This is a genomic window from Streptomyces sp. P6-2-1 (assembly GCF_050613165.1).
Taxonomy (GTDB): Bacteria; Actinomycetota; Actinomycetes; order Streptomycetales; family Streptomycetaceae; genus Streptomyces.
Window position 1 is genome coordinate 4,746,917 of record NZ_CP192513.1, and the last position, 18,897, is coordinate 4,765,813.

Below are 18,897 nucleotides of genomic sequence, written 5' to 3' on the forward strand. Positions count from 1 at the left end.
ACACGTGACCCCCCTGACAGGGACACCGGAACGGCACGTACGCCGGTACGGCACGTACGAGACGGACGGCACGTACGAGACGGACGGCGCGCACGACCCGTACGGGGGCCCGTACGCGAGCCCGTACGAGCCCGACCCGCGCGCGCCCCGCAGCCCCGGCCCCGGCCCCGCGTCCACCGCCGTCCCGCCCTCCCGGGCTCCGGCCCACGCCCTCGCCGCGCTCTGCCGCCATGTCATCGGCGCCCGCCTCGCCGTCCTCGTCCTCGGCATTCCCTTCGCCCTGCACGCCGCGGGGCCGGGCGCCTCGCGCGCCCTCGCCGTCACCGCCGCCGTCCTGAGCCTGCTCGGCTCCTACGCGGTGCTGCGTCACTGGGAGCGTGTCGTCCCGCTCCTGCTCGCCCACCCCACGCTCCTCGCCGTCGACCTCGCGGCGACGACCGTCCTCCTCCTGGTCGCGACCCCCGCCTCGCCCCTCGGCTACGCGGCCGTCGCGACCCCGCTCCTGGCCGCCCTCCTGTACACGCGCCGCTGGGCCGTCCTCTTCACCGCCCTCCAGCTCGCGATCCTCGCCGCGGTGCCCGCCGCCCGCCCCGGGGCCCTCCTCGTCGGCGGCTTCTGCCTCGCCGCCGCCGTCGCCGGCGCGACGCTGCGCGCCTTCGTCCTGCGCCTGCTCGCCGCGGGCACGACCCTCGCCGAGACCCGCGAGCGCCTCGCCGTCGCCGAGGCGCTCGCCGCCGAACGCGCCCGCCTCGCCAGGGACATGCACGACACCGTCGCCAAGACCCTGCACGGCGTCGCCCTCGCGGCCGAGGCCCTCTCCACGACCGAGGACCCCGCCGTCGTGCGCCGCGACGCCGCCCACGTCGCGCGCGCGGCCCGCCGCGCGGCCACCGAGTCCCGCGTCCTCCTCGGCGGCCTGCGCCGCCGCACCGACGACCCCGGCGGACCCGTCGACCTCGCCCCCGAACTCGACGCGCTCCTCGCCGCCCACACCCGCCGCACCGGCACCCCGGCGACGCGCCCGGCCGCCACCCCCGCCCCGCTCCTCGCCCCCGCCACGGCCCGCACCCTGCTCCTCGTGACGGCGGAGGCCCTGGAGAACGTGGCCCGCCACGCCGACGCCCGCCACGTGTCCCTCGTGTACGGCACCGAGCCGGCCACAGGGCGCCTCCTCCTCGCCGTACGCGACGACGGCCGCGGGCTGCCGCCGGGGCTCCCGGAGCCCCAGGAACTCGCCGCGCGCGGCCACTACGGACTGCTCGGCCTGCGCGAACGCCTCGCGAGCCTGCCGTGCCCCGCACGCCTCACGATCGGCGCGCCGCCGCGCGGCCCCGGTACCGAGGTCCGCGCCGAACTGACCCTTCCACCCGCCCGAGAGGAGCCCGAGGACCATGCCCATCGCTCCGCCTGAACCGCTGCGGCTCGTCGTGGCCGACGACAATCCGGTCGTACGGGCCGGACTCCGCGCCCTCCTCGAAGGCCGCGCCGACGCGGTCGTCGTGGCCGAGGCGGCGGACGGCCGCCAGGCCCTCACCGCGACGGAACGCCACCGGCCCGACGGGGTCCTCCTCGACCTGCGGATGCCGGTCGTCGACGGGCTGACCGTCCTGCCCCGCCTCGCCCGCCTGGCGCCCGTCCTCGTCATCACGTACGGGCGCGACGCGGAACTCCACGCGCGGGCGCGGCGGATGGGCGCGGCAGGCTGCCTGGTGCACGGGGATTTCACGGTCCCTCAACTGGTCGGTGCGGTTCGGCACTTGCGTGCCGGGACGCCTGCGGTCCCCACCCCTTCGCAAAAGCAATCACCTGTGCGACCCTCGTGGGGCGGGCCGTTGAGCGCACGGGAGGAAGAGGTCATGAACCTCATCGCTGCGGGCTTGAACAACCGGCAGATCGCGGCGGCGTGCTTCATCACGGAGAAGACGGTGAAGAACCACATCAACCGCATCTTCGCCAAGCTCCAGACGACCACCCGCAGCGAGGCCATAGCCCGCTGGCTCGGCACGGCCCACCCCGCCCTGGGAGGCCCCCATGCCTAACCCCCCTTGGGCCCACGGACCCTCCCCCCACCACCCTCCGTCGCCCTACGGTCACACCACCACACCGGCCCACCCGGGAGACCACCATGCCCAAACCCACCACCTGGCTCCCCACCCTCCTGCACAAGCTCCGCAGGGACGACGGCGCGGGTTTCGTGGAATACGCGGGCCTGCTGATCATCATCGCGGGGATTTTCCTCGCCATCGACGCGCTGGGTCTCGACGGTCAGATTTCCGGGGCAGTCGGAAGGGCCGTGTCGAACGTCCTCGGCGGCTGACGAGAGCGACGCGCGATGCTGGGCAGACGCTTCCCTTGTTCGTGTGGGTAGCGGGCATTCTGTTATTCGTTTCTTTTGCCTTCTTTGCTTTCGCGCAGGCTGCCTCTGTGAGGAACGGAGCGCAGACAGCCGCTGATGCCGCCGCTCTGGCGGCTGCGCAGGCAGGCCGCGAGGAGATGGTGCAGGGCTTGCTGGCCGCCGAGCCGGGCATGGAGGGGTGGGGGCGATGGCTGGACGCCGACAACCTCGTCGGTCGGGGAGCGGCCGACGCCGCTGGTGAACTGGCAGCCCGGAACCACTCGCGGGTCACTTCCTTCGCTCGGACGACAGTCGATGGAAGCCCTGCGTTCAAGGTCACTGTTGAAACCAACTATGCAACGGGAACATCGGTCATTCCTGGAGCAGCCTCGCGAAAGGCCAAGGCTTCAGCCACTGCTGTCCTGCGGTCGCAGTGCGCGTTGGACGGAGAAGATGGTGGAGATATCACCCTCGACTGTGGCGTCGGCTCAGTACGGCGGTTCCCTGCCTCCGACTTGAGCGGGCTGGAGTTCCCGGCCCCGTCAAAGATTTTTGACGTTTACCTTGCTTCTTGACGTAGGGATCTGCTGTGAAAGGGGAGCTAAATGGGTGTGACGGGATTTCGCCTTCGCCGCTTGGCGGTTGCTTCACTGCTTGTCGTCCTCGGCCTCGGGGCGACTTCGTGTGGTGGGGGTGACGGGTCGACGTCGGAGAACTCGAAACCTTCGGCGTCCGCACCACGGCCTGATACTCCCCGCGAAGGGAGTTCGCCACCGCAGGAAAGCCCATCAGGAGACACCGCTCTCGCCGAGAGTCGAGATGGCGATATTTCCCTCGTGGTCAAAACGGCTCTGCGTGATCATGCGGGATTTGTGACCGTGGAGGGTAGTGTCACAAATGGGGGTGGTGATCTTTGGGTGCCGACGGAGTGGAAGAGTGATGAATCGGAGCTAGCGAAGAATGCATCCTCCATTGCCGGTGCGAGTCTCGTGGATCAAGCCGGAAAGAAGCGGTACTTGATTCTCCGTGACACGCAGGGCAGGTGCTTGTGCACTCAGTTCACTGGGGGAATCAAGGCTGGTCAAACCGTCGATTGGTTCGCTCAGTTTCCTGCTCCTCCGGCCTCCACCAAGAAGGTCACGTTTCAGGTCGGGAGTATGCCGCCCGCCGAGATTCCGCTCAGTGAGGCGCAGTGATGGGGCGGGCGGGGGTGGCTGTGGTGGTGGCCTCGGCCACCTTGGTGTTCGGGCTGAACGGGGGCGTGGCGGCGGCCGATGACGGGCCCACCGTGCCTCCGGGGAGCGTGACCACCTCGCCGCCCCCCGACGTCGATTCGAGCAGTCCCGGACTTCGTCTCGCCGACGGCGCGCAGCTCGCCCCCGCGAAAGTGCTCGACATCAAGTCCGTCGTCGAGGACCTCGGCGGCGAGGAACGCCGCGAGGACACCAACACCGACGTGAAATTCGCCCTCCAGGCCGAAGTTCTCTTCGACAAGGACAAGTTCGCACTCGACCCCTCCGGCAGGGCCCGTATCAAGGCCATCGCCGACGAGGCGAAGAAACAAAGGGCCCGCACCGTCCGCGTCTTCGGCTTCACCGACAATCTCGGCAGCTACGCCCACGGCAAAACGCTCTCGAAACGCCGCGCCGACATCGTCCACGACGAACTCGCCCAGTACCTCGGCCCCGAAGTCACCTTCGAGGTCCGCGGCTACAGCGAGGACTACCCCATCGCCGACAACTCGACGGAGGAGGGCCGCCGCAAGAACCGCCGCGTCGAGGTCTCCTTCCCCCGCACCGGATGACAACGGAACCCAGGTCTGCGCGGGGGACTTGACCCCCACCCCCGCGTACACCCCCGCGCCCCCCGGCGCCGCCCCCGGCCCCAGCAGATCGGCCCCGTCGAAGAAGCGGAGCACGTCCTCCCGCGTCCGCGGGAGCGCGAGGGGGTGGCGGGGGTCCGGGGCGCGACGCGCTGCCGCGAGGACCGTGTCCGGCTCCCGGGCATCCGCTTCGAGGCAGCCGACGCCGCCACGGCCCTCCCCGTCAGCCGTGCCCGCGCCTGCGCCAGGGCGGCGGGCGCGGCGCCGGGCCGTGCGCAGCACGTCGCCCACGCGACCGCTCCTCCGCCTCGCGCCGTACACACGCCATGCCGCGCCCCGCTCCGCCGGTCACCGGCAGCGGCCCGCCCGCAATCCGCTGGCCGCCGCGCGCCCCGCGCGACATGCTCGCCTCATGGACACCACGCATGACTTCGCCGCCCTCGTCAGGGACGGCGCCACCTCGCCCGTCGAGGGCTGGGACTTCTCCTGGTTCGCGGGGCGTGCCACGGAGGAACGGCCCCCGTGGGGGTACGCGCGGCTGCTCGGCGAGCGGATGGGACGGGCGCGGGCGAGCCTCGACATCGACACCGGCGGGGGAGAGGTCCTGGCAGGGGCCCCCTCCGTACCGCCGTGCGCCGCGGCGACCGAGTCCTGGCCCCCGAACGCGGCGAAGGCTGCCGTGCTCCTCGCGCCGCGCGGCATCGTCGTGGTGGCGAGCCGGGAGGGCGGGCCGCTGCCCTTCCCCGACGGCGTCTTCGACCTCGTGAGCGCGCGCCACCCCGTCCGTACGGACTGGGACGAGGTCGCGCGCGTGCTCGCCCCCGGGGGCACGTACGTCTCGCAGGAGGTCGGCCCGTGGAGCGGCGCCGAGGTCAGCGAGTGGTTCCTCGGGCCGCAGCCGGAGGAGACGTGGAACGCCCGCGACCCCGAGAGGGCGCGTACGGCCGCCGAGGCGGCCGGCCTGGAGGTCGTGGGCCTGCGCACGGCGCGGCTGCGGATGGAGTTCCACGACATCGGCGCGGTCGTCCATTACCTGCGCAAGGTCGTGTGGATGGTCCCCGGCTTCACCGTCGAGCGGTACGAGGACCGCCTGCGTGCCCTCCACGAGCTGATCGAGGCCGAGGGCCGCTTCCTCGCCCACAGCAGCCGCTTCCTCATCGAGGCCCGCAAGCCGTCCTGATCCTGGGACCGTCCGGGGGAGTGCGGGTACGAGGGAGCGGGCCACCTGCGGGCGCTCCGGGCGCTCCGCGGCGCTCAGGGCGTTCCCCACAACCGCCTGATTCCGCATCGTTATCGTGCGGGTCTCGTGCAGGCGGCATCCATCACCTAAGTTCAGACCAACGGAAATCGCGTGCGCAAACACGCGAACTCCGGTACCGCGCGGTGGAGGGGGCCGCGCGGTACCGGTCCGGCTTCGCGGGGCTCAGCCGCGGGCGTGCTCGTCGCTCCCGACGTCCTCGCCGTTCCCAGCGCTCCCGGCGTCCTCGCCATTCCCGCCGCTCCCGGCGTCCTCGACGGTGATACGGGCCCCGGGGGCCAGGCCCCAGCGGGTCATCGCGCCCGCCTCCGCCTCCAGGACGTGCCGGGCCCACGGGCGGGGCAGCCCCAGACGGCCGGGGCGCATCGTCCGGACGGACCGCACGCGCCACTCGCGGTCGAGGAACGCCACGTCGATCGCGAAGCGCATCCCGAGCGTGTGCACCGCGCTCGCCGGGCTCAGCAGCAGCGCGCCCCGCACCGTGTCCCTCCCCAGCAGTCCGCGCCCCCGCTCCCGCGCCGTCCGCGCGACCTCCAGGGGCACCGCGGGGCCAGGCGCGCCGCCCGGCGTGAGGACCCGCAGCACGGCCCCCCGGGCGCTGGGCCCGCCCGGACGGCCGCCGGACTGAGACTCCGTACTCGTCATACCGGCGACCGTAATGCCCCCGCGCGGCCCGCGTACCGCCGTCTCGTCAAACCGGACGCACCGGCTTCGCCCGTGTGAGTGGGAAGCGCCACGGATCGCCGTACGGCGATCCCGCCCCGTCCCCCCTCGGAGAGAAAACGGCGGAAACGGGCATCAAGGTGTCGGGAAGCGAGCGAATCGATCGGCGCCACGTCGCCGCGCGAACCCGGAGAGTAGTTGTACGGCGTGAATGTCGCCGTCTTCCCTCACGAAGGGTTATGGTGGGACTCCCCCCCTCGGGCCGGTCCGTAACCCCCCCCACGGACCGGCCCGTTTTCTTTGCCCGGACACGCCGGAGGCCGGCGGGGCCCCGCAAGGTCCTCGCGGACCCGGGCGGCACGGCACCCCACCGGCCTCGTCGCGGCTCTTCCTGCGGTCACACCGCCGAGCGCGTCAGCTCACCACTCAGCCGGTCACCACGCCACCGGCCACCGGTCACCGTTCACCTGCCACCGCTCACCACTCCACGGTCAGTGCGTCGATCCGCCCCAGCTCCTCCGCCGTGAGCGCGGGCGCCGACACGGCCGCCACGTTCTCGTCGAGCTGCCGGGTCGAGGACGCGCCGATGAGCGCGGAGGTCATCCGGGGATCGCGAAGGACCCAGCTCAGCGCGAGCTGCGCGAGGGTCTGGCCGCGGCCGGAGGCGATCTCGTTCAGCTCGTTGAGCTTCTTGATCCGCTCCTCGGTGAGCGTCGTCGGGTCCAGGGACTTGCCCTGCGTGGCCCGCGAGCCCTCCGGGATGCCGCCCAGGTACTTGCCCGTGAGCACGCCCTGCGCAAGCGGCACGAAGGAGATGCAGCCCATGCCCGCCGTCTCCAGTGTGTCGAGCAGGCTGTCCTTCTCCGTCCAGCGCTCGATCATCGAGTACGAGGGCTGGTGGATGAGCGCGGGGACACCCAGCTCGCGCAGGATGCGGGCCGCCTCGGCGGTCTGCTCCGAGGAGTAGGAGGAGACCCCCACGTACAGCGCCTTGCCCTGCTGGACGGCGGTCGCGAGCGCGCCCATCGTCTCTTCGAGCGGCGTGTCCGGGTCGAAGCGGTGCGAGTAGAAGATGTCGACGTAGTCGGTGCCCATACGGCGCAGCGAGGCGTCGAGCGAGTTGAGGAGGTACTTGCGCGAGCCCCACTCGCCGTACGGGCCCGGGGTCATCCGGTAGCCCGCCTTGGTCGAGAGGACCAGTTCGTCGCGGTACGGGGCGAAGTCCTGCGCGAGGAGCTTGCCGAAGTTCAGCTCGGCCGAGCCCGCGGGGGGCCCGTAGTTGTTCGCGAGGTCGAAGTGCGTGATGCCGAGGTCGAAGGCGTGCCGCAGGATCTCGCGCTGCGAGTCCAGGGTGCGGTCGTCGCCGAAGTTGTGCCACAGGCCGAGCGAGACGGCGGGGAGCAGCAGGCCGCTGCGGCCCGTGCGCCGGTACCGCATGGTGTCGTAACGGCCGTCCGCCGCCTGGAAGAAAGCGTTGTCTGACATGCGCGAAGGGTACGTGAGAGCCGTGTGACCCGGCGTCGGGGGCCGCCCTCGAACGGCGGTAGGGTGGCGCCTTCCGGAGTGCATTGCCTGCCGCACGGAGGGGCTGACAGACGTGAACATGCGCGACCTCGTGTACCGACTCTACGCACGGCGGGTGCGAGGGCGCCTCGACCACGCGCAGGTCCCCAAGCACATCGGCCTCATCCTCGACGGCAACCGCCGCTGGGCGCGTGCCTCGGGCGGCACGACCGCGCAGGGCCACCGCGCGGGCGCCGAGAAGATCGAGGAGTTCCTCGGCTGGTGCGCCGAGACGGACGTCGAGGTCGTGACGCTGTGGATGCTCTCCACGGACAACTTCGACCGCCCCGAGTCCGAGCTGATCCCCCTCCTCGGCATCATCGAGGACTCGGTGCGGGCCCTCGCCGCCGACGGCCGCTGGCGCGTCCACCACGTGGGCGCGCTCGACATCCTGCCCGACAACACGCGTACCACCCTCAAGGAGGCCGAGGCCGCGACCTCGGACAACACGGGGATACTGGTCAACGTCGCGGTCGGCTACGGCGGCCGCCAGGAGATCGCCGACGCCGTCCGCTCCCTGCTGCACGACGCGGCCCGCAAGGGCACGAGCTTCGAGGAACTCGCCGAGGCCGTCGACATCGACCTCATCTCCGAGCACCTCTACACGCGCGGCCAGCCCGACCCCGACCTCGTCATCCGCACGAGCGGCGAGCAGCGCCTCTCCGGCTTCATGCTCTGGCAGAGCGCCCACTCGGAGTACTACTTCTGCGAGGTCTTCTGGCCCGCCTTCCGCAAGGTCGACTTCCTGCGCGCGATGCGCGACTACGCGGCACGCCACCGCCGCTACGGAGGCTGAGCGGGCGGGCCGTCGCCCGGTACGAGGGGCCGCGCGCCGCACCGCGCGGCCTCGCGTGTCGCGCTCACGCCGCCGCGTGTCCGCTCGCGCGACCCCGTCCCGCACGCCCCGGGCGCACCCCGTCGCTCCCCGGCTTCACCCCTCGTTCCCCCACGTGTCGTCAGACGCTCGCGCATGACCGGCTTCCGCGCCGGGAATAGCTCACCCAGGCCGGTATCCGACCCACGGACACCGGATCTCAGCGGGTGGCAGGGTGCCGCCCGCCCGGGAGGGCCCTTGCGCCAGGACGACCGAGCGGTACGTCTTCACCTCACCGGCCCCAGCGGCCCGACCACCGGCCCGCGCGGCCGGAGGGTCACCCCCCTGGCGTCTGTCACCGCCTCTCCCGGTCCCCATTCCCCGGCCGCTCCTCCTCCCCGTACCCCGCACGCCCGCGTGTGCGGCGCGGCGGTGTGCGGAGCGGCCGTTCCCCGTCCTCGTCCGAGGGGGTATGTCTCTCCGTGGTGACCAGCACGCAGCGCCGCAAGCCCGACCGGCGCACCTACGTCATCGACACCAGCGTCCTGCTGGCCGACCCCAACGCCGTGCACCGCTTCGACGAGCACGAGGTCGTGCTCCCCGTCGTCGTGGTCACAGAACTGGAGGCCAAGCGCAACCACCCGGAACTCGGCTACTTCGCCCGGGAGGCCCTGCGCCTCCTGGACGACTACCGGGTGCGCTACGGACGGCTCGACGAGCCGCTCCCGGTCGGCGAGATCGGCGGCACGCTCCGCGTCGAGCTGAACCACTCGGACCCCTCGGTGCTCCCCTCCGGGTACCGTCTCGGCGACAACGACTCGCGCATCCTCGCCGTCGCCCGCAACCTCCAGGCCGAGGGGTACGACGTCACCGTCGTCTCCAAGGACCTGCCGTTGCGCATCAAGGCCTCATCGGTCGGCCTGCTCGCGGAGGAGTACCGCGCGGAACTCGCCGTCACCGACTCGGGGTGGACCGGCATGGCGGAGCTGAGCCTGACCGGGGAACAGGTCGACCGCCTCTTCGACGACGAGCGGGTCAGCGTCCCCGAGGCCGCCGAACTGCCCGTGCACACGGGGCTCACCCTCCAGTCCGAGCGCGGCAAGGCACTCGGCCGTGTCACGGCCTCGGGCGACATCCGGCTCGTACGGGGCGACCGCGAGGTCTTCGGGCTCAAGGGGCGCAGCGCCGAGCAGCGTGTCGCGCTCGACCTCCTCCTCGACCCCGAGGTCGGCATCATCTCGATGGGCGGCAGGGCAGGCACCGGCAAGTCGGCGCTCGCACTGTGCGCGGGCCTCGAAGCGGTCCTGGAGCGCCGTCAGCACAAGAAGGTCATGGTCTTCCGGCCGCTGTACGCGGTCGGCGGCCAGGAACTCGGCTACCTGCCCGGCAGCGAGTCCGAGAAGATGAACCCGTGGGCGCAGGCGGTCTTCGACACCCTTTCCGCCGTCACCAGCAGGGACGTCATCGAGGAAGTCGTCTCGCGCGGGATGCTGGAGGTCCTGCCGCTCACCCATATCCGCGGCCGCTCGCTGCACGACGCCTTCGTCATCGTCGACGAGGCCCAGTCACTCGAACGCAACGTGCTGCTCACCGTGCTCTCCCGGATCGGCGCCAACTCGCGTGTGGTCCTCACGCACGACGTCGCGCAGCGCGACAACCTCCGCGTCGGGCGGTACGACGGGGTCGTCGCCGTCGTGGAGAAGCTGAAGGGGCATCCGCTTTTCGCACACGTGACCCTCACCCGTTCGGAGCGTAGCCAGATCGCCGCGCTCGTGACCGAACTCCTGGAGGACCGCGAGCTGTGAGCCGTACGCGGCAACACGCCCCCTGAGCGGGGGCGTTGACCGCACACCCGAAGCGACCCGAGGACGCCGCCCGGCACAAGGCCAAGGAGCCTAGCCGGGCGGCGTCCGTGCGCGCGGCCTTATCCCGCAGAAACATCACCCAAACGGCGTGTGACCTATCCCACGCAACGGAGAATTGCCTTGCGGCGTCCAGTTCCGGCAGAGTTCTCAGCCGTCAGGCCCCGCACACAGCTTGTGTCTCCACGGCCTCGGGACCGCACCCGCTTCACGGGTGAGGCACCGGGCCCCGCAACTCCATAGAGAAGCTGTGTGCCACCCGTGTTCCACGGGGCGCCCCACTGTGAAGAAGCAGCCGGGCAGCGTCCCCCGGGTCCGTGCTTCCCGTGACCACGAGCAAGGGGGAGCCAGTGTCAGGGGCACGATCGCGCCCGCGAGGTCACCTAAGCGGGCGACGCTGGAAGGAAACCGTGTGAGCCGGATCTCGGTCCGGGGATTCGCGGTGGCTTCGGCCACCGCGGTCACCACCGTCGGAGCCGTGGTGGGCGTTGCCTCGGGCAGCACCCCTCAGCAGACCTCGAACGACTTCGAGGCGACCGCGGCGGAAGACGCCACCCTCCTCGCGGACATCCCGGCGGGCCAGCAGGCCCGCGTACAGACCGCCACGCTGACCCAGCAGGCCGACGCCCAGGCGGACGCAGCCCAGGCCGTCGCCCGCAAGTCCGCGGAGGAAGCGGCCCGTAAGAGCGCCGCCGAGGCCGCGACCGCCAAGAAGGAAGCGGCGGTCAAGAAGGCGGAGGAGGCGAAGAAGAAGGCCGAGGAACTCGCGAAGCAGCGCGAGCAGGAGGCCAAGGAGAAGGAGCTGGCCGCCAGCCGTTCGGCGACCCGCGACGCCTCCTCCTTCGCGGTCCAGAGTTCCTACTCGGTCGCCGATGTCCAGGCGATGGCACGCCAGATCGTGCCCGCGGACCAGTTCCAGTGCTTCAGCAACATCGTGAGCCACGAGTCGGGCTGGAACTACCGCGCCACCAACGCGGGCAGCGGTGCCTACGGCCTCGTCCAGGCGCTTCCGGGCTCCAAGATGGCCTCCGCGGGGGCCGACTGGCAGACCAACCCGGCGACCCAGATCAAGTGGGGCCTCAACTACATGGACGGCCGCTACGGCAGCCCCTGCGGCGCCTGGTCCTTCTGGCAGGCCAACAGCTGGTACTAGACCGGCTCACGTACGCGCGTACCCCGGAACCCCTCGCCCACCCCGGCGGGGGGTTCCGCCGTGTACGGTCTGATCCCGGGACCTCGGGGGTGGCCCAGGACTGACGGGGAACAGGGACGTACATGCCGAAGATGCCGGAGTGGTTCGGGCGTGCGAGCGCGCGGATCTCACACATAGGCCAGAGACTCGACGAAAGACGCGCCGCGGCCGAGGAGCCGGACGAACCGCCGCCGCCGCGCGCCGTCGCCGCCGTGCCCGCCGCCCGCGAGGAGGCCGCCGTGCCCGCCGACGACACCTCGGCGCGCGTACCGCCGCCGCCCGCCTACGCGCCCGCCGCCACCCCGCGCCCCGAGCCCGCGGCCGCCGTGCCCTGGGGTGTGCGCGTGGCCGCCGAGGCGGGGTGGAGGCTGCTCGTGCTCGCCGCGACCGTGTGGGTCCTGATGAAGGTCATCAGCGCGGTCCGGCTCGTCGTGCTCGCCTTCGTCGTCGCCCTGCTCGTCAGCGCGCTCCTCCAGCCCTTCGTCGCCCGGCTCACCCGCCACGGCGTCCCGCGCGGCCTCGCGACCGCGCTCACCACGCTCTTCGGCTTCGCCATGATGGGGCTCATGGGCTGGTTCGTGGTCTGGCAGATCATGGAGAACGTCGACCAGCTCTCGCGGCAGGTCCAGGACGGCATCGAGGACCTGCGCCGCTGGCTGCTCGACAGCCCCTTCCACGTCACCGAGAAACAGATCAACGACGTCGCGAAGAACCTGCGCGATGCGGTCGGGACCAATACCGAACAGCTCACCTCGGCGGGCATCGAGGGCGTCACCGTCATCGTCGAGCTGTTCACGGGGCTGCTGCTCGCCTTCTTCTCCACGATCTTCCTGCTCTACGACGGCAAGAAGATCTGGGGCTGGTGCCTCAAGCTCGTCCCCGCAGCGGCACGCGAGGGCGTCGCGGGCGCCGGCCCGCGCGCCTGGGGCACGCTGACGGCGTACGTGCGGGGCACGGTGATCGTCGCGCTCATCGACGCCGTCTTCATCGGGATAGGGATCTACTTCCTCGACGTGCCGATGGCCGTCCCGCTCGCGGTGATCATCTTCCTCGCGGCCTTCGTGCCGCTCGTCGGCGCCGTCGTCTCGGGGGCGCTCGCCGTCGTCGTGGCGCTCGTGACGCAGGGCGTCTTCACGGCCGTGCTCGTGCTCGCCGTGGTCCTCGCCGTGCAGCAGATCGAGGGGCACATCCTCCAGCCGTTCATCCTCGGCCGCGCGGTGCGCGTCCACCCGCTCGCGGTCGTCCTGAGCGTCGCGGCGGGCGGCATGATCGCGGGGATAGGGGGCGCGGTCGTGGCGGTGCCGCTCGTCGCCGTTCTCAACACGGTCGTCGGCTACCTGCGGCGGTACGCGCACGAGGCGCACCCGCCCGCGCCCGGCGGCGCCCCGGGCGCCGGGCCGCTGCCGAAGGCCGAGGAGGCGGGGACGGTACCGGCCGAGTAGGCCCGTACCCGCGGCACACGCCGTACGCGCCGCCCGCGTACCCACGTACGCGCCGCGTACCCGCACACGTGAGAGGGGCCCCGTGAACGATCCACGGGGCCCCTCTCACGTACGTGTCCGATCCGCGTGCCGCCTCAGGCGGACATGCGCTCCTCGGCGTCGATGGTGACTCCGACGGCCTGGAGGACCGAGGCGACCTTGACGGCCTCCTGGATCGTCTCGCGCTCGACACCGGCCTTGCGGAGCACCTGCTCGTGCGAGTCGAGGCACTGGCCGCAGCCGTTGATGGCGGAGACCGCGAGGCACCACAGCTCGAAGTCGGTCTTCTCCACGCCCGGGTTGCCGATGACGTTCATCCGCAGACCGGCCCGCAGGTTCCCGTACTCGGGGTCCGAGAGGAGGTGGCGGGTGCGGTAGAAGACGTTGTTCATCGCCATGACGGCGGCGGCCGACTTGGCGGCCGTGTACGCCTCGGGGGAGAGGTTCGCCTTCGCCTCGGGCTCCAGCTCGGCGAGCACCCTGGGCGAGCGCGAGGCGATCGCGCAGGCCAGTACGGTGCCCCAGAGCTGCTGGGCGGGCAGCGGCGAATTGCCGATGACCGAGCCCAGGTTGAGGCGCAGGTCCTTGGCGTAGTCGGGTATCGAGGACTTCAGCTCGTCGATGGCCATGAGTCACTCACCGGCCAGGAGCGCGACCGGGTCGAGGGTCTCGTCGCCCTTGCTCCAGTTGCACGGGCACAGCTCGTCGGTCTGGAGCGCGTCGAGGACCCGCAGGACCTCCTTGGGGTTACGGCCCACGGAACCGGCGGTCACCATGACGAACTGGATCTCGTTGTTGGGGTCGACGACGAAGACCGCGCGCTGCGCGAAGCCGTCCTCACCCTCGATGCCGAGGTCGCGCATCAGCTCGTGCTTCGAGTCGGCCATCATCGGGAAGGGGAGGTCGGTCAGGTCCGGGTGGTCCTTGCGCCAGGCGTGGTGCACGAACTCCGAGTCGCCGGAGAAGCCGAGGATCTGCGCGTCGCGGTCGGCGAACTCGCCGTTCAGCTTGCCGAAGGCGGCGATCTCGGTCGGGCACACGAAGGTGAAGTCCTTCGGCCACGCGAAGACGACGCGCCACTTGCCCTCGTAGGACTTGTGGTTGATCTGCTCGAACTCCTTGCCCTTTTCGAGCGAGACACAAGCAGTGAGGTCGTACGCGGGGAACTGGTCACCGACAGTGAGCACAAAAGCCTCCGATGGTGCGGGGTTGGACAGGGCACAGCGTGCCACACAGCCGATCTAGCAGGGAAATCGATCAGTCGGTTCGTGTCGATAGGTGCGACCGATCAATAGGCGATCAATAACGGTCCGTTTCCGAACAGGACCGAAGCGTTCCGTCGCCACCGGGCCCGCGTGGCTTCGAACGGGGGTTCTGTACGCTCAGGTGTCCCGCGCCCGACTCCTCGGGTGCGGGCGGGAGTTGACAGTGCGGCGCGAGGGGGAGACCGGGTGACCGGCGGGCACAGGCAGCGGGCGCGTAGGGGAGCGACCGGGGCGAGGAAGGGCGGACGCGTACTGCGCTGGACGGCCGGGACGGTGACCGTACTCGTCCTCGGCAGCGGGGCCGCCGGATACGCGTACTACGAGCACCTCAACGGCAACATCAAGAAGGACCAGCTCAACCTCGGCAAGCACGGCATCGCGAAGGCCGCGCCCAACGCCGAGGGCCAGACGCCGATGAACATCCTGCTGCTCGGCTCCGACGACCGCAACAGCGCGGAGAACCTCAAGCTCGGCGGCGCGAAGAACGAGGTCGGGCGGGCCGCGCTCGCCGATGTGCAGATGCTCCTGCACCTCTCGGCCGACCGGAAGAACATGAGCGTCGTGAGCCTGCCCAGGGACACCATGATCCCGATCCCCGAGTGCACCGACCCCGAGACCAGCAAGACCTACCCGGCCGCCGACCTGGAGATGGCCAACGCCTCGCTCTCGCACGGCGGTCCCGGCTGCTCCGTCGCGACGTGGGAGGCGCTGACCCGTACCCACATCGACCACTTCATGATGGTCGACTTCACCGGGGTCGTCTCGATGGCCGACGCCATCGGCGGCGTCCCCGTCTGCGTCGAGCAGAACGTGTACTCGCGCACCCCCGACGGCCACGGTTCGGGACTCAAACTCAAGGCGGGCACGACCTCGGTCAAGGGCGAGCAGGCCCTCCAGTGGCTCCGCACCCGCTACGGATTCGAGGACGGCACCGACCTCGGCCGCACCCACGCCCAGCACATGTACATGACCTCGATGGTCCGCGAACTGCGCGAGAACGCGACGCTCACCAACCCCGGCAGGATGCGCTCGCTCGCCGAGACCGCGACGAAGGCCCTCACGGTCGACGACCAGCTCGACACCGTCAAGAAGCTCTACGACCTCTCGAACGAGCTGCGCAAGGTCCCGGGCAAGCACATCACCATGACGACGCTGCCGACCGCGCAGTGGTCCGAGGACCACAACCGGCTCGTGCCCAAACCGGGCGACGCGGAGGCACTGCTCTCCCTCGTCCGCAAGGACCAGGCGCTCGACGGCAGCGGCACCAAGCCCCGGCCGAAGAAGGAACCCGCGCCCTCCCACCCCGCGGCCTCGCTCGACATCCAGGTCCTCAACGCCACCGGGGCCGGCGCCGAAGCGCCCGTCCAGGGACGCGCGGGGCAGGTCGTCGCGCGGCTCAGGGCGAAGGGCTACACGGGCGCCGAGATCAACGCGCAGCTCACCCCGGGCCAGGAGACCGCTGTCCTCTTCCCCGCCTCGGTCCCCAAGGCCGACGCGCAGGCCGCGGGCCACGCCCTCGGCATCCCCGCGGACCTCCTGCGCAAATCGGCCGACGTCTCGCGCATCACCGTGCTCGTGGGCACCGACTGGCGCGAGGACACCGCCTACCCGGCCGAGAAGCAGCCGAAGAAGGCCCCGGAATCGGCCGCGGTGCTCAACGGCGAGGACAAGGGGGCGTGCATGGCGGTGCAGCAGGGGTTCACGTGGTGACCACTGGGCGGTGACGGGGGGGACAGTGCGGACGGGGGTGACGGGGTGATGGGGGTCACGCGGGGGCGTGAGGGGCGCGTGGGGTGCGGTGGAAGTGCGGGGAGTGCGGGCGGGAGTGTACGGGCGCGGGGGCGCTGCGCGCTGTCCCGCCTCGCCCCGCCTCGTCCCTTCCCGCCTCGTCCCGTACGACGAAGAGGCCCCCTAGCTGCGTTTCCGCAGGTGAGGGGCCTCTTTCGAGAGGGTGAGTGACGGGACTTGAACCCGCGGCCACCTGGACCACAACCAGGTGCTCTACCAACTGAGCTACACCCACCATGACCGGCGCTTTTCCGACCGGCCGAGAAAAAGTGTACAGGGTTCTGGGGGGTGCTCGCGCACACCTTTTTCCGGGCGGCCCGGGAGCCCCGGCGGGGGCCGGTGGAGAGGGGTCAGGAGAGCTGGTACTTCGCGGCCACGGCCTTCGCCGTCTCGGAGTCGGGTCCCGGCTGCGGGACGAACACGGCCTCGCGGTAGTAGCGCAGCTCCGCGATGGATTCGCGGATGTCGGCCAGGGCGCGGTGGTTGCCCTTCTTCTCCGGGGCGTTGAAGTAGGCCCGCGGGTACCAGCGGCGGGCCAGCTCCTTGACGGAGGAGACGTCGACGATGCGGTAGTGGAGGAAGCCTTCGAGCTCCGCCATGTCGCGCGCGAGGAAGTTCCGGTCGGTGCCGACCGTGTTCCCGCACAGCGGCGCCTTGCGGGGCTCCTTCACGTGCTCCCGTACGTACGAGAGCACGCGCTCCTCCGCGTCGGCGAGGGTCGTGCCCCCGTCCAGCTCGGCGAGGAGGCCGGAGGAGGTGTGCATGTCGCGCACCACCTCCGGCATCGTCGCGAGCGCCTGCTCGGGCGGGCGGATCACGATGTCCACCCCGTCCCCGAGAATGTTCAGCTCGGAATCGGTGACCAGTGCGGCCACCTCGATGAGCGCGTCGTTCGCCAGCGAGAGACCGGTCATCTCGCAGTCGATCCACACCATGCGATCGTTCATATGTCCCAGCCTACGCGGGGACCCTCTACGCCGGACGCTCCCGCTGACTGGGCAGTACGCCGCGGCCCTGTATCCCCGCGAGCGCCTCGGCGCGCTCCTCGCCCTGGCGCCGCAGCTGGGCGGGGACCGCGCTCGGCGCGGGCACCCGCTCGACCGCGAGCGCGGCCGCCGGCTGCTCGGCACGCTCCTGCTGCGGACGACGGGCGCGGTAGGCGGCCCGGTACGCGGCGGGGGAGGAGCCGAGCTGGCGGCGGAAGTGCCCGCGCAGCGCGACGGGGGAGCGGAAGCCGCAGCGTCCGGCGACCTCGTCCACCGAGTAGTCCGAGGTCTCCAGGAGCCGCTGCGCCTGGAGCACCCGCTGCGTGATCAGCCACTGGAGCGGGGCCGAGCCCGTCAGCGAGCGGAACCTGCGGTCGAAGGTGCGGCGGCTCATGTACGCGCGCGCGGCGAGGGTCTCCACGTCGAACTGCTCGTGAAGATGCTCCAGCGCCCAGGCGACGACCTCGGCGAGCGGGTCGGCGCCGATCTCCTCCGGTAAAGACCTGTCGAGGTAGCGCTCCTGGCCGCCGGTGCGGCGCGGGGGCACGACGAGCCGGCGGGCGAGCGCCCCGGCCGCCTCGTTGCCGTGGTCGGAGCGGACGATGTGCAGGCACAGGTCGATGCCGGCCGCGGTACCGGCCGAGGTCAGGACGTCGCCGTCGTCGACGAACAGCTCGCGCGGGTCCACGTGGACCGAGGGGTAGCGCTTGGCGAGCGTCGGGGCGTACATCCAGTGGGTCGTGGCGGGGCGGCCGTCGAGAAGGCCGGCGGCGGCGAGCACGAAGGCACCGGTGCACAGGCCGACGATCCGCGCGCCCTCCTCGTGCGCCCTGCGCAGCGCGTCGAGCGCCTCGACGGGGGGCGGGGCCGTGATGGACCGCCAGGCGGGGACCACGACGGTGCCCGCCCGCGAGACGGCCTCCAGGCCGTGAGGCGCCGTCAGCTCCAGGCCGCCGGTGGTGCGCAGGGGACCGTCCTCACCGGCGCACACGAGCAGGCGGTAGCGCGGCACCCCGGCGTCCTGCCGGTCGATGCCGAAGACCGAGAGCGGGATGGAGCTCTCGAAGATGGGACCGCCGCTGAAGAGGAGCACCGCGACGATCTCGCGACGTCTGCGGCCCGCGAGCCTGCGGCCCGGCGCCTCCGGTGCGACAGTGACATCCTGGCTCATGGCGCTAAGCCCCCCTCGGTCTTCGACGCACCCCGTCCTTGTCGGGCGTTCCGCTCCTGCACCTTGTCCCCTCGGTCCGGCACGAGTCCCCCGCCGTACGACAGTCATGATCGAATCTACTGTGTCCCGCGGTGCCCGCGTGACCTGTTCGCCACCGGCCACTATGTCGACATGGCAACGTGGCGTAAAGCATTCGATCACGAAGCGTTGCACTTGGCGGCCCGGCTGGGAAGTGCGCCTTTCGCCGGTGGCCAATCCCCATAGGGTGCGTGGCGCCCGCGTGAGGCTTTCCACCCTGCTCGGACGGGGCGTTGGCGGGGGTAAGGGGCGCGCGGCCGCTTGACCGATAAGTTGGCTGAAAAGCTACGGGGGGCGTGTGCGGGAATGCGTCACTCCCTCAGGGCGCACGCCCCCGGCGTGCGTTGCTCGCACCGTGCTCCCCGCAGGGCGCGGGGCGCCGGGGCGCACCCCGGCGTACGGGGCCCGTACCTCGTCAGATGAGCGGACTGGCGCTCAAGCTGACGGCGCGTCAGGCGAGGACGGCCGCTCACCGCCGCGTGCCGGGGAGCCGCGCCCCTGCCCCCACTCGCGCGCGGCCCGTGGCCGAGCGGGACCGCCGTAAACAGGACGCCGCCGAAGACGGCCCGGGTGCGGGGCGGCGGCACGGGCGGGGGCGGTGCGGTGCGCTGCGGCGCGA

The 18,897-nt window shown here is 71.5% G+C and carries 17 protein-coding genes and 1 tRNA gene; 11 read left to right on the forward strand and 7 right to left on the reverse strand.

Translation table 11 applies throughout. The features are described from left to right. The first annotated feature begins 4 nt into the window (after positions 1-4). From ACQYWQ_RS20370 to ACQYWQ_RS20395, 6 genes are all read left to right on the forward strand, one after another. On the forward strand, positions 5-1,411 hold the full coding sequence (locus tag ACQYWQ_RS20370) for a sensor histidine kinase (RefSeq protein ID WP_431036424.1): 1,407 nt from the start codon (positions 5-7) through the stop codon (positions 1,409-1,411). Then, positions 1,392-2,039, forward strand: a complete 648-nt coding sequence (locus tag ACQYWQ_RS20375; protein WP_431036425.1) for a response regulator transcription factor — start codon at positions 1,392-1,394, stop codon at positions 2,037-2,039. Before ACQYWQ_RS20370 ends, ACQYWQ_RS20375 begins: the two co-directional genes overlap by 20 nt. Before the next feature lie 86 nt (positions 2,040-2,125). After that, positions 2,126-2,317 (forward strand): hypothetical protein, encoded by a 192-nt coding sequence (locus ACQYWQ_RS20380; RefSeq protein WP_431036427.1) that lies wholly within the window; start codon positions 2,126-2,128, stop codon positions 2,315-2,317. After that, positions 2,314-2,910 carry a pilus assembly protein TadG-related protein gene (locus tag ACQYWQ_RS20385; RefSeq protein ID WP_431039269.1) on the forward strand — a complete coding sequence of 199 codons (597 nt, stop codon included), beginning with the start codon at positions 2,314-2,316 and terminating at the stop codon, positions 2,908-2,910. Before ACQYWQ_RS20380 ends, ACQYWQ_RS20385 begins: the two co-directional genes overlap by 4 nt. A gap of 620 nt (positions 2,911-3,530) precedes the next feature. Then, complete coding sequence (locus ACQYWQ_RS20390; protein ID WP_431036428.1) at positions 3,531-4,139, forward strand: OmpA family protein; 609 nt, start codon at positions 3,531-3,533, stop codon at positions 4,137-4,139. Positions 4,140-4,569: 430 nt separating this feature from the next. Continuing rightward, entirely contained in the window at positions 4,570-5,337 is a 768-nt protein-coding gene (locus ACQYWQ_RS20395; RefSeq protein WP_431036429.1) for an SAM-dependent methyltransferase, read from the forward strand. 243 nt (positions 5,338-5,580) lie between these two features. On the opposite strand, the gene ACQYWQ_RS20400 is transcribed toward ACQYWQ_RS20395, so the two are convergent. Beyond that, a complete protein-coding gene (locus tag ACQYWQ_RS20400) occupies positions 5,581-6,060 on the reverse strand; it encodes a DUF192 domain-containing protein (protein ID WP_431036430.1) in 480 nt (159 codons plus the stop codon). A gap of 495 nt (positions 6,061-6,555) precedes the next feature. Further along, positions 6,556-7,563 (reverse strand): L-glyceraldehyde 3-phosphate reductase, encoded by a 1,008-nt coding sequence (mgrA, locus tag ACQYWQ_RS20405; protein WP_431036431.1) that lies wholly within the window; start codon positions 7,561-7,563, stop codon positions 6,556-6,558. A gap of 112 nt (positions 7,564-7,675) precedes the next feature. Between mgrA and ACQYWQ_RS20410 the strand changes: the two genes are divergently transcribed. From ACQYWQ_RS20410 to ACQYWQ_RS20425, 4 genes are all read left to right on the forward strand, one after another. Next, positions 7,676-8,437, forward strand: coding sequence for an isoprenyl transferase (locus tag ACQYWQ_RS20410; RefSeq protein WP_037869300.1), 762 nt, complete (start codon positions 7,676-7,678; stop codon positions 8,435-8,437). 500 nt (positions 8,438-8,937) lie between these two features. After that, positions 8,938-10,260 (forward strand): PhoH family protein, encoded by a 1,323-nt coding sequence (locus ACQYWQ_RS20415; protein ID WP_431036433.1) that lies wholly within the window; start codon positions 8,938-8,940, stop codon positions 10,258-10,260. A 469-nt stretch (positions 10,261-10,729) separates the two neighbouring features. Beyond that, positions 10,730-11,470 carry a lytic transglycosylase domain-containing protein gene (locus ACQYWQ_RS20420; protein ID WP_431036435.1) on the forward strand — a complete coding sequence of 247 codons (741 nt, stop codon included), beginning with the start codon at positions 10,730-10,732 and terminating at the stop codon, positions 11,468-11,470. A 122-nt stretch (positions 11,471-11,592) separates the two neighbouring features. Next, a complete protein-coding gene (locus ACQYWQ_RS20425) occupies positions 11,593-12,951 on the forward strand; it encodes an AI-2E family transporter (protein ID WP_431036437.1) in 1,359 nt (452 codons plus the stop codon). 134 nt (positions 12,952-13,085) lie between these two features. Here ACQYWQ_RS20425 and ACQYWQ_RS20430 read toward each other — a convergent pair whose 3' ends face one another. After that, positions 13,086-13,619, reverse strand: a complete 534-nt coding sequence (locus ACQYWQ_RS20430; RefSeq protein ID WP_431036438.1) for an alkyl hydroperoxide reductase — start codon at positions 13,617-13,619, stop codon at positions 13,086-13,088. A gap of 3 nt (positions 13,620-13,622) precedes the next feature. Beyond that, complete coding sequence (locus tag ACQYWQ_RS20435; RefSeq protein WP_030996777.1) at positions 13,623-14,177, reverse strand: peroxiredoxin; 555 nt, start codon at positions 14,175-14,177, stop codon at positions 13,623-13,625. 351 nt (positions 14,178-14,528) lie between these two features. Between ACQYWQ_RS20435 and ACQYWQ_RS20440 the strand changes: the two genes are divergently transcribed. After that, entirely contained in the window at positions 14,529-15,965 is a 1,437-nt protein-coding gene (locus ACQYWQ_RS20440; protein ID WP_431036440.1) for an LCP family protein, read from the forward strand. A 240-nt stretch (positions 15,966-16,205) separates the two neighbouring features. Here the strand turns inward: ACQYWQ_RS20440 and ACQYWQ_RS20445 are convergent. The 3 genes from ACQYWQ_RS20445 to ACQYWQ_RS20455 all read right to left on the reverse strand — a co-directional run bounded on the left by ACQYWQ_RS20445 (position 16,206) and on the right by ACQYWQ_RS20455 (position 18,200). Continuing rightward, a tRNA-His gene (locus ACQYWQ_RS20445) sits at positions 16,206-16,278 on the reverse strand. Between the two features lie 115 nt (positions 16,279-16,393). After that, complete coding sequence (orn, locus tag ACQYWQ_RS20450; RefSeq protein ID WP_431036441.1) at positions 16,394-16,990, reverse strand: oligoribonuclease; 597 nt, start codon at positions 16,988-16,990, stop codon at positions 16,394-16,396. A gap of 25 nt (positions 16,991-17,015) precedes the next feature. Next, positions 17,016-18,200: a helix-turn-helix domain-containing protein gene (locus tag ACQYWQ_RS20455; protein WP_431036443.1), complete on the reverse strand. Its 1,185-nt coding sequence runs from the start codon at positions 18,198-18,200 to the stop codon at positions 17,016-17,018. Positions 18,201-18,897: the final 697 nt, after the last annotated feature.

What these genes read in the sequence shown, in the direction of transcription:
- ACQYWQ_RS20380 (WP_431036427.1), top strand. Translation starts at nt 2,126, where the DNA reads ATGCCCAAACCCACCACCTGGCTCCCCACCCTCCTGCACAAGCTCCGC.
- ACQYWQ_RS20430 (WP_431036438.1), bottom strand. Translation starts at nt 13,619, where the DNA reads ATGGCCATCGACGAGCTGAAGTCCTCGATACCCGACTACGCCAAGGAC.
- orn (WP_431036441.1), bottom strand. Translation starts at nt 16,990, where the DNA reads ATGAACGATCGCATGGTGTGGATCGACTGCGAGATGACCGGTCTCTCG.
- ACQYWQ_RS20455 (WP_431036443.1), bottom strand. Translation starts at nt 18,200, where the DNA reads ATGAGCCAGGATGTCACTGTCGCACCGGAGGCGCCGGGCCGCAGGCTC.
- mgrA (WP_431036431.1), bottom strand. Translation starts at nt 7,563, where the DNA reads ATGTCAGACAACGCTTTCTTCCAGGCGGCGGACGGCCGTTACGACACC.
- ACQYWQ_RS20390 (WP_431036428.1), top strand. Translation starts at nt 3,531, where the DNA reads ATGGGGCGGGCGGGGGTGGCTGTGGTGGTGGCCTCGGCCACCTTGGTG.
- ACQYWQ_RS20425 (WP_431036437.1), top strand. Translation starts at nt 11,593, where the DNA reads ATGCCGAAGATGCCGGAGTGGTTCGGGCGTGCGAGCGCGCGGATCTCA.
- ACQYWQ_RS20395 (WP_431036429.1), top strand. Translation starts at nt 4,570, where the DNA reads ATGGACACCACGCATGACTTCGCCGCCCTCGTCAGGGACGGCGCCACC.
- ACQYWQ_RS20375 (WP_431036425.1), top strand. Translation starts at nt 1,392, where the DNA reads ATGCCCATCGCTCCGCCTGAACCGCTGCGGCTCGTCGTGGCCGACGAC.
- ACQYWQ_RS20400 (WP_431036430.1), bottom strand. Translation starts at nt 6,060, where the DNA reads ATGACGAGTACGGAGTCTCAGTCCGGCGGCCGTCCGGGCGGGCCCAGC.